The organism is Paraburkholderia elongata, assembly GCF_013177735.1.
Taxonomy (GTDB): domain Bacteria; phylum Pseudomonadota; class Gammaproteobacteria; order Burkholderiales; family Burkholderiaceae; genus Paraburkholderia; species Paraburkholderia elongata.
The window spans coordinates 119,155-132,285 of record NZ_WOEZ01000040.1 but is presented as its reverse complement, the minus strand read 5'-3'; the positions used below and the strand labels follow the sequence as shown (position 1 = coordinate 132,285).

Annotated in this window: 11 protein-coding genes; 5 read left to right on the top strand and 6 right to left on the bottom strand. The window is 60.9% G+C overall.

What is annotated here, in order from left to right:
* Window positions 1-40 precede the first annotated feature (40 nt).
* On the top strand, window positions 41-1,150 hold the full coding sequence (locus GNZ13_RS07970; RefSeq protein WP_172162105.1) for a diguanylate cyclase: 1,110 nt from the start codon (window positions 41-43) through the stop codon (window positions 1,148-1,150).
* Here the strand turns inward: GNZ13_RS07970 and mdeB are convergent, their stop codons facing one another.
* On the bottom strand, window positions 1,151-3,901 hold the full coding sequence (gene mdeB / locus GNZ13_RS07965) for an alpha-ketoglutarate dehydrogenase (RefSeq protein WP_172162104.1): 2,751 nt from the start codon (window positions 3,899-3,901) through the stop codon (window positions 1,151-1,153). It lies immediately after the preceding gene.
* Between the two features lie 152 nt (window positions 3,902-4,053).
* Between mdeB and GNZ13_RS07960 the strand changes: the two genes are divergently transcribed.
* A complete protein-coding gene (locus tag GNZ13_RS07960; RefSeq protein WP_172162103.1) occupies window positions 4,054-4,581 on the top strand; it encodes an Lrp/AsnC family transcriptional regulator in 528 nt (175 codons plus the stop codon).
* 143 nt (window positions 4,582-4,724) lie between these two features.
* Window positions 4,725-5,150: an HIT family protein gene (locus GNZ13_RS07955; protein WP_172162102.1), complete on the top strand. Its 426-nt coding sequence runs from the start codon at window positions 4,725-4,727 to the stop codon at window positions 5,148-5,150.
* 269 nt (window positions 5,151-5,419) lie between these two features.
* On the opposite strand, the gene GNZ13_RS07950 is transcribed toward GNZ13_RS07955, so the two are convergent.
* On the bottom strand, window positions 5,420-5,599 hold the full coding sequence (locus tag GNZ13_RS07950; protein ID WP_172162100.1) for a hypothetical protein: 180 nt from the start codon (window positions 5,597-5,599) through the stop codon (window positions 5,420-5,422).
* Between the two features lie 276 nt (window positions 5,600-5,875).
* Between GNZ13_RS07950 and speG the strand changes: the two genes are divergently transcribed.
* Both speG and sap1 read left to right on the top strand, forming a co-directional pair.
* Window positions 5,876-6,430: a spermidine N1-acetyltransferase gene (gene speG / locus GNZ13_RS07945; protein WP_172162098.1), complete on the top strand. Its 555-nt coding sequence runs from the start codon at window positions 5,876-5,878 to the stop codon at window positions 6,428-6,430.
* 452 nt (window positions 6,431-6,882) lie between these two features.
* Complete coding sequence (sap1, locus tag GNZ13_RS07940; protein WP_172162096.1) at window positions 6,883-7,221, top strand: surface attachment protein Sap1; 339 nt, start codon at window positions 6,883-6,885, stop codon at window positions 7,219-7,221.
* 263 nt (window positions 7,222-7,484) lie between these two features.
* Here the strand turns inward: sap1 and GNZ13_RS07935 are convergent, their stop codons facing one another.
* From GNZ13_RS07935 to GNZ13_RS07920, 4 genes are all read right to left on the bottom strand, one after another.
* A complete protein-coding gene (locus GNZ13_RS07935) occupies window positions 7,485-9,218 on the bottom strand; it encodes an IlvD/Edd family dehydratase (RefSeq protein WP_172162094.1) in 1,734 nt (577 codons plus the stop codon).
* A 58-nt stretch (window positions 9,219-9,276) separates the two neighbouring features.
* Window positions 9,277-10,281 carry an L-arabinose ABC transporter permease AraH gene (gene araH / locus GNZ13_RS07930; RefSeq protein WP_172162092.1) on the bottom strand — a complete coding sequence of 335 codons (1,005 nt, stop codon included), beginning with the start codon at window positions 10,279-10,281 and terminating at the stop codon, window positions 9,277-9,279.
* A 75-nt stretch (window positions 10,282-10,356) separates the two neighbouring features.
* Complete coding sequence (araG, locus tag GNZ13_RS07925; RefSeq protein ID WP_172162090.1) at window positions 10,357-11,916, bottom strand: L-arabinose ABC transporter ATP-binding protein AraG; 1,560 nt, start codon at window positions 11,914-11,916, stop codon at window positions 10,357-10,359.
* 106 nt (window positions 11,917-12,022) lie between these two features.
* Window positions 12,023-13,027 carry an arabinose ABC transporter substrate-binding protein gene (locus GNZ13_RS07920; RefSeq protein ID WP_172162088.1) on the bottom strand — a complete coding sequence of 335 codons (1,005 nt, stop codon included), beginning with the start codon at window positions 13,025-13,027 and terminating at the stop codon, window positions 12,023-12,025.
* Window positions 13,028-13,131 lie beyond the last annotated feature (104 nt).

Genomic DNA, 13,131 nt, shown 5'->3' with positions numbered 1-13,131 from the left:
GCCCGCTACGATTCATTGACATTCATTCTGGTTGACCAACATGGACACTTCCAAACCGCTTCAGGACGCCGCCGCGCCGGACCTCGCAGAACACGACGCGAACGCGCAGGCGTACGCGGAGGACGCGCCCAACAGCGCCATCGACGACGCGTTGGCGCGCATCCTCGGCAATCCGCCCGCGGCCGAGTGCCCGATCATGGTGCTGCTGGTCGACGATCAGGCGATCATCGCCGAGGCGATCCGCCAGGCGCTGGGCGGCGAAGGGAGCGTCGACTTTCACTATTGCGCGTCGCCTGAAGAGGCGGTGCGCTGCGCGGAGGAAACCCGCGCGACGGTGATCCTGCAAGACCTCGTCATGCCGGGGACCGATGGCCTCACCCTCGTGCGGCAATACCGGCAGAATCCAGCAACGCGCGATATTCCGATCATCGTGCTGTCGACCAAGGAAGAGCCGCTGGTGAAGAGCGCGGCCTTCGCTGCGGGCGCCAACGACTACCTCGTGAAGCTGCCGGATCGCATCGAGCTGATCGCGCGGATTCGCTATCACTCGCGCTCGTATCTGAACCTGCTGCAGCGCGACGAGGCCTATCAGGCCCTGCGCCAGTCGCAACAGCAGTTGCTCGCGACCAATCTGGAACTGCAGCGGCTCACGCATTCGGACGGTTTGACGGGTTTATCGAATCGCCGTTACCTCGATCAGTACCTGGCCGCCGAATGGCGTCGCGGCACACGTGATAAGACCGGCCTCGGCTTTCTAATGATCGATGTGGATAACTTCAAGGCCTACAACGACACCTATGGACACGTCGCCGGCGACGAAGTGCTGAAACGCGTCGCGCACACCATCGAGTCGTGCCTAGGACGCTCGCCCGATCTCGCGGCACGGTTCGGCGGTGAAGAGTTTGCGGTGGTATTGCCGGGCGCGTCGTCGGGTGGACTGCGCTTGCTCGCTGAAAAGATCCGCATTGCAATCGAAGGGCTCGCCATTCCGCATGCAGGTTCGGCGAGCGGTGTCGTGACGATCAGCATCGGCGCGGCGATGATCGTGCCGTCCGCAACCGAACCGGTGACGACGCTGATCGAAGCCGCCGATGTCGGACTGTATCGGGCGAAGCGGGATGGGAAGAATCAGGTGGCGGTGAGCGGCTGATCAGCATTGCCACGAAGCTGCGCCTACGGGTGCATCGCCGCGATACTTGCTACGCGCTTGGGCGAGCACGTTTGCATCGATAGCACCCTCGTCCACCAGCGCCTTCAATGCCGCGATCACAATCGCTTTGCGGTCCACTTCGAAGAACTCGCGCAGCGCCTGGCGCGTGTCGCTGCGACCGAAGCCGTCAGTGCCGAGCGTCACATAGCGGCGCGGCACGTAGGCGCGGATCAATTCGGGCACCGCGCGGACGTAGTCGGTCGCGGCGATGATCGGGCCGCGCGATGCTGCGAGCGCTTTCGTGACGTACGGTGCATCTGTCGCCTCGCCAAGACGTTCCTTTCTCTCCGACGTCATCCCGTCACGCTGCAACTCGGTGAAGCTGGTCACGCTCCACACCGCGGCCTCGATTTGCCAGTCGTCCTTGAGCAATTGCTGCGCGGCGATGACTTCACCGAGGATCGCGCCCGCGCCGAGCAACTGCACCTGCGCTGAAACTGCTGAAGGTGCCGCCTGCGCTTCCCCGCCAAGCGGATAGATACCCTTAAGAATGCCCTCACGCAGCGTCTTCAATTCTCCACCCGGCACCGAAGGCTGCGCGTAGTTCTCGTTCATCACCGTGACGTAATAGAACACGTCGCGCTGTTCGTCAACCATCTCGCGCATGCCCTCGTCGACGATCGCGGCAACCTCATAGGCGAACGCAGGATCGTACGCGCGGCAGTTCGGAATCGTCGATGCGGCCAGATGACTCGTGCCGTCCTGATGCTGCAGCCCTTCTCCGCCGAGCGTCGTCTTGCCCGACGTCGCGCCGATCAGAAAACCTCTCGCGCGCTGATCCGCAGCCGCCCAGATCAAATCGCCGATCCGCTGGAAGCCGAACATCGAGTAGTAGATGTAGAACGGCAGCATCGGCAGGTTATGCACGCTGTACGAGGTCGCTGCCGCAATCCACGACGACACCGCGCCTGCTTCCGAAATCCCCTCTTCGAGAATCTGCCCTTTGGTGTCCTCGCGGTAATACAGCATCGAGCCGAGGTCTTCCGGCTCATACAACTGCCCGAGCGGCGAATAGATGCCGACCTGACGGAACATGTTCGCCATGCCGAAGGTGCGCGCTTCATCGGCAACGATCGGCACGACACGCGGCCCCACTTCACTGTCCTTGAGCAGCGCGGTCAGCATGCGCACGAGCGCCATCGTCGTGGACATTTCGCGGCCATTCGAGTCCAGCGCGAATTGCCCCCAGGAGGACATCGGCGGGACGATCAGCCCCGTCGATGCCACTCTCCGCCTTCTGGGCAGATAGCCTCCCAAGGCAGCCCGGCGAGCATGCAGGTATTGCATCTCCGGGCTGTCGTCCGCTGGCTTGTAAATCTTCACCTGTTCGACGTCCTCATCCGTGAGCGGCAGGCGGAAGCGGTCGCGAAACGCCTTGAGGTCGTCGAAGCCGAGTTTCTTTTGCTGATGTGTGGTCATGCGGCCCTGGCCGGAGGTGCCCATGCCGAAGCCCTTCATCGTCTTCGCAAGAATCACCGTCGGCTGGCCGCGATGCGCGAGCGCCTTCGCATACGCTGCATGCAGCTTGCGCACGTCGTGACCGCCACGGCGCAGACGGTCGATGTCGTCGTCGCTCAACTGCGCGGCGAGCGAGGCAAGCTCCGGGTTCTGGCCGAAGAAACGCTCGCGGTTGTACGCGCCGTCGTTGGCCGAGAAGGTCTGGAACTGGCCGTCGACCGTGTGTGCGAACGCGCGCAGCAACGCGCCGGTGCGGTCGCGTGAGAACAGCGCGTCCCAATCCGAGCCCCACACCACCTTGATCACGTTCCAGCCGGCCCCGATGAAATGCGCTTCGAGTTCGTCGATGATGCGGCCATTGCTGCGAACCGGCCCGTCCAGCCGCTGCAGGTTGCAATTGATCACGAACACGAGGTTATCGAGTCCCTCGCGCGCAGCCAAAGACAGCGCACCGGTCGACTCCGGCTCGTCCATCTCGCCGTCGCCGAAGAAACCCCACACCTTGCGGCCATCGGTCTGCGCGAGGCCGCGGTTGGCGAGATAGCGCATGAAGCGTGCTTGATAAATCGCGTTGATCGGGCCGATGCCCATCGAGCCGGTGGGGAATTGCCAGAAGTCCGGCATCAACCACGGATGCGGATACGAGCACAGCCCCGGCCCGCCGATCTCACGACGGTAGTGCTGCAGATGCTGTTCCGAGAGAAAGCCTTCGAGGTAAGCCCGCGCGTACACACCTGGCGACGAATGCGGCTGGAAGTACACGAGGTCGCCCGTGCCCTCCTCTCCGCCCGGCGCCGCGGCGCGAAAGAAGTGATTGAAGCCGACTTCGAACAGATCCGCCGCCGACGCATAGCTCGCGATATGGCCGCCGAGTTCGCCGTACGCCTGGTTCGCGCGCACCACCATCGCCAGCGCATTCCAGCGGAGCGCGCCGGCCAGGCGTTCTTCGAGTTCGAGATTGCCTGGATAGCGCGGCTGTTGCTCGACCGGGATCGTGTTCTGATATGGCGTGACGTTGGTCCGCGCCGATTCCACACCCAGCGACAGCGCATGCCCCGCGAGCTTGTCGAACAGAAACTGCGCGCGATCACGGCCGACATGCGCGACTACCGCATCGAGCGCCTCCAGCCATTCTGCGGTTTCCTGCGGGTCGGTGTCCGCCTGCTCCGCGCTTTCGCCACGCTGCGCGTTCACAGAGCGCAACTGCTCACTACCGCTGGACAAATCCGTCATGGCACTACTCCCGCATCGACGCGTTCGGTTCAAGATCGAGTGAGTCAATGGTAACCACGTGCTCGCAAAATGAGGCTCTCATTTGCTTGCGATCCCGCGCTGCGATAGGCTATTTATTCCGAATTTCGCCCCTGTCACGGAATATTTCATCTATGGCCACGCCACCCAGACGACTCGACCGCATCGACATCGGCATCCTGAGCCAGTTGCAGCAGAACGCGCGCATCACCAATGCGGATCTGGCCCGCGCGGTGAATCTGTCGCCCACGCCCTGTTTCAACCGCGTGCGCGCGCTCGAAAAGCTCGGCCTGTTCAAGCAGCAGGTCACGCTGCTGAATCCGGAGCCGCTCGGGTTGCGCATCAACGTGTTCATTCAGGTGAGTCTGGAAAAGCAGGTGGAAGATGCGCTGACTCGCTTCGAGCAGGCGATTTCGGAGCGCCCCGAAGTGATGGAGTGCTATCTGATGACGGGCGACGCCGACTATTTGCTGCGCGTGGTGATGCCGGATATGCAGACGCTGGAGCGCTTCATCGTCGATCATCTGACGAAAATTCCAGGCATCTCCAACATCCGTTCGAGCTTTGCGCTCAAGCAGGTGCGTTACAAAACGGCTCTGCCGCTGCCGTCGTCGGGACTGACGCTGGTCGATCCCGACGACATTTCAACCGATTGGCGCTAGGCGAATATCAGGCGTTACGAAGCCGCCGCAAGCGATCAAACGCGCAGCGCGCGCGTTGTAACTGTGCGTTGTAACAGAGGTAGTGGACAATATCGCCGACAGCATCTCCACCTTGCACCGTACGGCAACCTAGAGGACGCGTGATGAACTACGACGACAGCAATCCCTTCGCGAAGATTCTGCGCGGCGAACTACCCTGCATCAAAGTGGCGGAAAGCGACGCCGCGCTGGCCTTCATGGACCTGATGCCGCAAGCCGACGGTCACATGCTGGTCGTGCCGAAGGAAGCGGCGGTTGAGATTTTCGATTTGTCGGACGAATCCACGGTGGCCTGCATGCGCATGGCGCAGAAGCTCGCCATCGCCGTTCGCGCGGCCTTGCGCCCCGACGGTGTGTTCATCGGACAGTTCAACGGCGCTGCGGCGGGACAAACGGTGCCGCACGTGCATTTTCACGTGATCCCGCGCTGGGAAGGACAGCCGCTGCGCATGCATGCGCGCGAAGTCGCCGATGCGGCCACGCTCGAAGCGCTGGCCAAGCGCATTCGCGATCATTGGCGCGCTTACTGACACTGCGGACACTGCGGATACCGGGCGTGGCGCCACTAGTCACGCCCCGTAATATGTGTAAAGGCCGGTGAAACCAGCCGTACGCGCTGTACGGCTAGACTGGCGTCTGCCTTGTACCCGCAAGGCATTGAGTGTGGATCTCTTTTTAGCCTGCCCGAAACGGCAGGCTTTTTTATTTGCGGGTTTTTTTGCAGATCCAATTCGCGAACTGCCCTCGCCTCGCAGCAACGTTTGCAGCGCGACGATCCACGCGATTGACCCACGCCTACTCAAACCCGATGCCGCGAGCGGCGCAGTGGATGTCGCCAGTCGATACGACGGGGTTTCGCGGGCAAGGAATCCATCTCATGCAGATGCCGATGTTCTTGCCACAATTCGTCAGAGAAAAGAAACGCGACGATAAGAAGCGGGATGACCAGAAAGGCGCCTAGTATCAAGTGCTCGATCACGGTAGCCTCCATCGCAAGAGCATGAATTCATTGTAGAGCACCGCATGTGCCCACACAGTGCCGAGCCCCTCACAAATTTGCGATAAGCGGCCTGCGACAACGCGACGCCCCACCCTTGCCGAACCCGCGCGGCCCCTAACGCTTTGCAAGAACGCCCTGCGCCGGCGTCAGGTATTGCAAGAACTCCTCGCGCTGAGCCCGGACTAATAGGAAACGCGAGCCCCGGCTCTCACACTGAGCTTGCGCACTCAAACCAATAATTTTTGGGGGAATCCAATGAATATCGAACACAACAGCGAACGCAGCAGCGAACTGACCCTGCGTCCGCTCGAGCGCACCGATCTGCGCTTCGTCCACGAAGTGAACAACAACGCAAAGATCATGCGTTACTGGTTCGAAGAGCCGTATGAAACGTTCTCCGAACTGACCCAGTTGTACGACCAGCACGTGCACGATCTGCGCGAGCGCCGCTTTGTGGCGATCGACAATGCCGGCCAGACCGTGGGCGTCGTCGAGTTGATCGAGCTGGACTATATCCACCGGCGCGGCGAGTTCCAGATCATCATCGCACCGGATGCGCAAGGCCGCGGCTACGCCACCGTCGCCACGCAGCTCGCGATCAACTACGCGTTTTCGGTCCTGAACCTGCGCAAGGTCTACCTGATCGTCGACAAGTCGAATACCGCTGCCATCCACATCTATGAAAAGTGCGGTTTCCGGCACGAGGCCGAGCTGATCGAGGAGTTTTTCGGTAATGGCCGCTATCACAATGCGTTGCGCATGTGCATGTTCCAGTCCGAGTTCTTCAAGGGCAATCAGCGCGGCGAGTGACCTCAACCTACGTCGCCCAGGTGTGCCACGCTGCGTCACCTGGCACATCTGGCACAGCTGGCATCATTTATCTTCTGCAAACACACCGTTATTTCGTGATTTTTGATTAGTCGGTTGAATGACTTTGTGTGCAATGCACCAAATACACCCGCTAATTGTATTAATTCACTTAATTGGTGCCCCTCGTTTACGCGTATACGCACCGCAAAGCTTTACTGGTTAAAGCGGCGCGCCCTGCCCGTCTTTTAGTTATCCGTTTCAATCCGCCCTGTTTAAGCTGCTGCTCAAGGTTTAAGCGGGTGCGACAGGTGGTGCGACAATTCGCCGCTGTTGCGACCGCACACAAGATGTGCTTGTCGTTCTCTCGCGTTCTCCTAAAGTGCAAGGTGCGGGTTCGACGTTAAAGTTAAATACATAGCTAACCTGAGTATTCACCCGCACCGGAGGAAAATATGAAAATGCGAATCGCCGTTGTTTTCGCCATTGCGGGATTGGCTGCCGCTTCTGTCCAGGCGCAAGACGTCATGGTCAAGCCGCAGCAAACCATCCAGTTCAAGGCCAACGCTTATGGTTGCCTGTCGAAGGATAAACTCGACGCCGCCGATCAGCATGCGCGAGCCGGTGAACAGCAAAAGATGCAGGAATTCTTCTCGGGATATCAGTGCGTTTCCGCGCCGGAGAACTCGAGTTTCCGCGTGGTGCGCGTAGTCGGCCACGATGTCGAATTCGTGAATGCCGCCAATAGCGATACGCAAGGCCTCTGGGCAAACGATCGATTCATCAAACAATAAGCTGAACGCCAACGCTCCGGCGAAACGCCGGGGTTTGACGGTGTTTTCATTTACGCTGTAACCCCTCTGACTTTAAAAGCGAGGGGCTGGGAACCTGCGAGTTATAAAACGGCTGGGCGTGACGCGCCCGGCCGTTTTTATTTCCGCTCGCTTTTTCCATGACGTGAAGCCGATAAAAAAAGCCGATGCGGACTTTCGGTCCGCATCGGCAATACGCCTTCTCGCAAAGCGCAGGGAGAAACGTCCAGCCGTTCAAACGGCGATCAATGCGAGTCGCGCGGCACGGGCGCGCCGCTCGATCCAACAAGGAAGTCCAGATCCGCGCCCTGGTCCGCTTGCAGCACGTGTTCGACGTAGAGCTTGTAGTAACCGCGCGTGGGTGGTGCAGGCGGCTGCCACGCGGCGCGGCGACGCGCGAGTTCTTCGTCGGTAACGTCCAGATGCAGGCGGCGCGCTTCGACATCAAGTTCGATCATGTCGCCGGTTTGCACGAACGCGAGCGGCCCGCCTGCGGCCGCTTCAGGCGACACGTGCAACACCACCGAGCCATACGCCGTGCCGCTCATGCGGCCATCGGAAATACGCACCATGTCCGTGATGCCTTTTTGCAGCACCTTCTTCGGCAGCGGCATGTTGCCCACTTCCGCAAAGCCCGGATAACCCTTCGGCCCCGCACCCTTGAGCACCATGATGCAGTGCTCGTCGATGTCGAGCGATTCGTCGTCGATCTTCGCGTGCAATTCCTCGATGTTCTCGAATACCACCGCGCGGCCGCGATGCTTCAGCAGCTGCGGCGTCGCTGCCGACGGCTTGATCACGGCGCCGTTCGGCGCCAGGTTGCCCTTGAGCACCGCAATGCCGGCCTTCGGCTTGAACGGCTCGGCGAACGTCGTGATGACCTTCTGATCGTGATTCGGCGCATTGCGCACGTTGTCCCAGATCGTCTTGCCGTTCACCGTCAGCGCTTCGCGATGCAGCAAGCCTTGTTCGCCGAGTTGCTTGAGCACTGCGGGCAAGCCGCCCGCGTAGTAAAAGTCTTCCATCAGGTATTCGCCTGACGGTTGCAGATTCACCAGGCACGGCACGTTCGAGCCGAGCTCCCAGTCTTCCAGCGAAAGCTCCACGCCAATGCGCTTGGCCAGCGCGATCAGATGCACGACCGCATTAGTCGAGCCGCCAATCGCCGCATTGGTGCGGATCGCGTTTTCGAACGCCTCGCGCGTGAGGATCTTGTCCATCGTCAGATCCTCGCGGACCATATCGACGATGCGCCGGCCCGCCAGATGCGCGAGCACTTGCCGGCGTGCATCGACCGCAGGAATCGCCGCGTTGTGCGGCAAGCCCATGCCGAGCGACTCGACCATCGAGGCCATCGTCGACGCCGTGCCCATCGTCATGCAGTGGCCGCGCGAGCGGTTCATGCACGACTCGGCTTCGGTGAATTCTTCCTGCGTCATCGTACCGGCGCGCACTTCCTCGGACATCTGCCAGACACCCGTTCCGGAGCCGATGTTCTTGCCACGGAACCGTCCGTTGAGCATCGGGCCGCCCGACACAGCCAGTGCCGGCAGATTGCATGACGCCGCGCCCATCAGCAGTGCGGGCGTAGTCTTATCGCAGCCGACCAGCAGAATCACGCCGTCCATCGGATTGCCGCGAATCGACTCCTCGACGTCCATCGAGGCGAGGTTGCGAAACAGCATCGCCGTAGGCCTCAAATTGGTCTCGCCGAGCGACATCACCGGAAATTCGAGCGGCAAGCCGCCCGCTTCGTGCACGCCTTTTTTAACGTATTCAGCAAGCTCGCGAAAATGTGCGTTGCACGGCGTCAGTTCGGACCACGTATTGCAGATGCCGATCACTGGACGTCCGTCGAATTCGTCGTGTGGAATGCCCTGGTTTTTCATCCACGAGCGATGCAGAAAACCGTCGCGATCTTTAAGGCCAAACCACGCCTGGCTGCGCAGCGGCTTTTTAGTCTGGTTCGAATCAGCCATGAAATCTCCTGTTGGCAAGCATGTAGAGGGGGCGCCTAGCCCGGGGCGCGCGTCAGCATCAGTGCACGCGTTTGCTGCGGCGGTACTGATCGAACAGCACCGCAAGCAGCAGAATCCCGCCGCGAATCAGGTATTGGTAGAAGGTCGGCACATTCATCAGGCTCATTGCGTCCTGCACCGAGCCCATGATCAGTACACCGACCAGCACACCGGAAATCGTCGCGACGCCGCCCGTCAGCGAGACGCCGCCGAGCACGCATGCGGAGATCACGCCGAGTTCGAGACCGACCGACGTTTTCGGGTCGCCGAGACTCATGCGCGACGCCAGCATCACGCCTGCAAAGCCCGTTACGAGGCCCTGCAATACGAACACTGTGATCTTGATTCGGGTGACCGGCAAGCCCGCGAGCAAAGCGGCCTCGCTATTGCCGCCGACGGCCAGCACGTTCTTGCCGAACACGGTTTTCTTCAGCAGAAAACCGAACAGTACGAAACCGACGATGTTGCTCCAGATCGGATAGGAAATACCGAGGAACGCGCCGCCGCCGAGGTCGAAGAAACGCTCCTCCGAAATCATCACCGCGTCGCCGTTCGAGGTGATGTAGGCGAGGCCGCGCACGACTTCCATCATCGCGAGCGTGACGATCAGCGAATTTATCTTGTAGCGCGCGACCAGCACGCCGTTGACCAATCCGACCGCGCCACCCGCGAGCACGCCGGCGGCGATGCCAAGCATCACGCTATGCGTCGCGGTGATCAAGGTGGACGCAACCACGCCCGCGAACGCGACGATCGACGCCACCGACAAGTCCACCTCGCCCAGCGCGAGCACGAACATCATTGTTACGGATATCGAACCAATCAGCGTGACGGAGAGTAGCAGGCCCTGGATGTTTCGCGAGCTTAGGAAATCCGGCACGGTGAACGACAAAACCGCGAACAGGATGACGAACACCATCACGATGCCGGATTTGTTGATCAGGTCCCAGATGCGTGCGGCGCGCGCGCCGAGGCCCGCGGAAGCGACGGCTGGCGTAGGGGAGTCGGTTGAGGGTGTGTGCATGATGTCTATTCCGTTTTCAATGGCGCGATTCAGTTGCCTTCGGTTGCCTTCCGTTGCCTGATGAGTGCGGCGTTCCTAGCGAGGCAGCGCGAGCTTGATCAGCGCATCGGGCGTGGCCTGTGCCTTCGGCAGATTGCCGACGATGCAACCTTCCTTCATCACGATCACGCGATCCGCCACGCCGATCACTTCGGCCAGATCGCTCGACACGACGATGACCGTGCGGCCCGCTTCAGCGAGCCCATAGAGCAAGCCGTAAATCTCGCTGCGCGCGCCGACGTCGATGCCACGCGTGGGTTCGTCCATGAGGAACACGTCGATGTCTTCGGCGAGCCAGCGCGACAAAATCACCTTTTGTTGATTGCCGCCGGAGAGCGTGCCGATCGGCGTTTCGCCGTTACGCGTTTTGATCGAGAGCTTGCCGATGAACTCTTTGGCGGTCTGCGCTTCCTTGCGGCCGTTGAGCACGTTGAAGCGGCTAAAGTGGCGGCGGCAACTGATATTGAGGTTGTCCGACACCGAAGCAATCGAGACGATGCCTTCCTGCTTGCGATCTTCCGGACACAGTGCGACGCCTGCACGCACGGCATCGCGCGGCGTGGTGAAGCGCACGCGTTTTCCCTTGAGCGCGATCTCGCCGGCGCTCGGTTTGACGGCGCCGTAAATCAGTTTCATCAGCTCCGAACGGCCTGCGCCCACCAGACCGAAGAAGCCGACGATTTCACCTTTACGTGCGGTAAAAGAAGCCGGTTCGCGCAAACCGCGTCCCATCAGCTCCCTGACTTCGAGTTGCAGGCCACCCAGTTCGCGTGTGCGGTAGCCGTACACGTCGGCAATCGAACGGCCCACCATGCAACTGATCAGGCGATCGCGATCGAGTCCGTCGCCGGCTTCGAACGTATCGATGCGGCGGCCATCGCGAAACACCGTCACGCGGTCGCACAGTTCGTAGACTTCATCCATCCTATGCGTGACGTAGATGATCGCGCGGCCCTCGGCCTTCAACGCGCGAATGATCCGAAACAGCTGCGTGGTTTCGCGCGACGACAACGAGCTGGTCGGTTCGTCGAACGCAATCACTCGCGCATCGCGCATCAGCGCCTTGCCGATTTCGATCATCTGCCGCTGACCGATCGAGAGATTTTTCACCTGCTGCGCGGGGTCGATTTTTTCGCCGAGTCTTTCCAACTCGCGCGCCGCACGTGCAAGCAGCGCCTTTTCATCAAGCACGCCGAAGCGATTGGGTAGGGTGCCAAGCATCAGGTTTTCTGCAACCGTCAGCTCGGGCACCAGATGCAGTTCCTGATAGATGATTGCGACGCCCGCCGCGATGGCCGCCTTGGTGGTGACGAACTGTTGTTCGACGCCATCGAGCGACAAGGTGCCCGCCGCCGGCTGATTCACGCCGGACAGCACTTTGAGCAGCGTCGATTTGCCAGCGCCGTTTTCGCCCATCAAACCGTGTACTTCGCCGCGCCGCACGTCGAGCGACACCTGGTCGAGCGCGAGTACGCCGGGAAAACGCACGGTGATACCGTCGAGTTGTAGATACGGATCAGTCGACGTAAGCGTAGGCGAGGGCGCTTGCGCGGGCAGCGCCGCTTGGCCTGTTTCGCCAGTGTGGGAAACCGTCATCGAAAGCCTCTAGCGGGTGGACAACCTGTGCGGGCCGATCTCGCGTTGGCGTGAGCGTGAACGTCAACATGAAAAATGGCCCGCAGCGTGCAAACTCGAATACCGCTTAAATTCCGAGCTCTTTACGCACGTCCTGCCAGTTGCCGCGCACCATCAGCTTGCCGGTGGTTTGCGTGTCGGCAGGCGGCTGCTTGCCGTCCTTGATCCACTCGACGAGGTTCTCCGTGCTCTCCTTGCCGTGCATCGTCGAGCTCACGGCGATCGTGCCGTAGAAGCCCGTCGGTTCCTTCTTCTGGAACTCGGCAAACGCTTCGCCCGCACCGTTGATGCCTACGCCGATCACATCGGCCGCCGGAATGTGCAGTTGCTCGGTCGCGCGAACGCCGCCCAGAACGCTTTCCTCGTTGAGCGCGAAGATCACCCACTTCTTGATGTTCGGATGCTGCGCGAGCACCGGCGACGATGCGTTGAAACCGCCTTCGTCATCGGTGGTCTTTTGCGGAGCGTCGAAGATGTTTTCCTTCTTGAAGCCGCCGGCCAACAGCGATTCCGTTGCGCCGTCGGTGCGCAGTTTGGCGGTCGGCAATTCGTAGTTCGTGATGCGCAGCGCGCCGACTTCTTCCGGCTTCCAGCCGCGGCGCTTCATCTCTTCAGAGATCGCGGTACCGACCTGATTGCCGATCTTGAACGCGGACATGCCCAGATGCGGCACGTTCGGCAGCGGCTTGCCGGTGGAATCGACCAGTTGATCGTCGACGGTGACGAACTTCATGTTGTAGCGCTTCGCACGCGCCTCTATCGCCGGTCCGAGCCGCACGTCGGGCGCGCAGATCACGAAGCCTTTGGCGCCTTGTGCGCCGAGGTTATCGATCGCGGCCAGCACCTTTTCACCGTCCGGCGTGCCGATGTTGACCACCGAGAAGCCGTCCTTCTGGCCGAGCGCGGTGGCGGCTTTCTGTTCGTTGATGAACCAGGCCTGTTCCGGCATCTTCACGAGGAAGCCGACTTTGAGCGGCTGATCGGCGTGCGCGGAGAATTGCGCGGCAAAGGGTGCGGCGAGCGCCGCGGCGGCGATCGCGGATAGCGTCAAACGGCGAAGCTTGCTGGTCATATCTGTCTCCTGAGGTTTAAAGGCTGCGTTGATTTCGTATATTTGCAGCACGGGGATTCACGGCGGCGTCAGCCGGCGCGTGGATGAGCGTTGGGGTGAGTGGT

What these genes read in the sequence shown, in the direction of transcription:
- sap1 (WP_172162096.1), top strand. Translation starts at nt 6,883, where the DNA reads ATGAAAATGCGAATCGCCGTTGTTTTCGCCATTGCGGGATTGGCTGCC.
- mdeB (WP_172162104.1), bottom strand. Translation starts at nt 3,901, where the DNA reads ATGACGGATTTGTCCAGCGGTAGTGAGCAGTTGCGCTCTGTGAACGCG.
- GNZ13_RS07920 (WP_172162088.1), bottom strand. Translation starts at nt 13,027, where the DNA reads ATGACCAGCAAGCTTCGCCGTTTGACGCTATCCGCGATCGCCGCCGCG.
- GNZ13_RS07935 (WP_172162094.1), bottom strand. Translation starts at nt 9,218, where the DNA reads ATGGCTGATTCGAACCAGACTAAAAAGCCGCTGCGCAGCCAGGCGTGG.
- GNZ13_RS07960 (WP_172162103.1), top strand. Translation starts at nt 4,054, where the DNA reads ATGGCCACGCCACCCAGACGACTCGACCGCATCGACATCGGCATCCTG.
- GNZ13_RS07970 (WP_172162105.1), top strand. Translation starts at nt 41, where the DNA reads ATGGACACTTCCAAACCGCTTCAGGACGCCGCCGCGCCGGACCTCGCA.
- araH (WP_172162092.1), bottom strand. Translation starts at nt 10,281, where the DNA reads ATGCACACACCCTCAACCGACTCCCCTACGCCAGCCGTCGCTTCCGCG.
- GNZ13_RS07955 (WP_172162102.1), top strand. Translation starts at nt 4,725, where the DNA reads ATGAACTACGACGACAGCAATCCCTTCGCGAAGATTCTGCGCGGCGAA.
- speG (WP_172162098.1), top strand. Translation starts at nt 5,876, where the DNA reads ATGAATATCGAACACAACAGCGAACGCAGCAGCGAACTGACCCTGCGT.
- araG (WP_172162090.1), bottom strand. Translation starts at nt 11,916, where the DNA reads ATGACGGTTTCCCACACTGGCGAAACAGGCCAAGCGGCGCTGCCCGCG.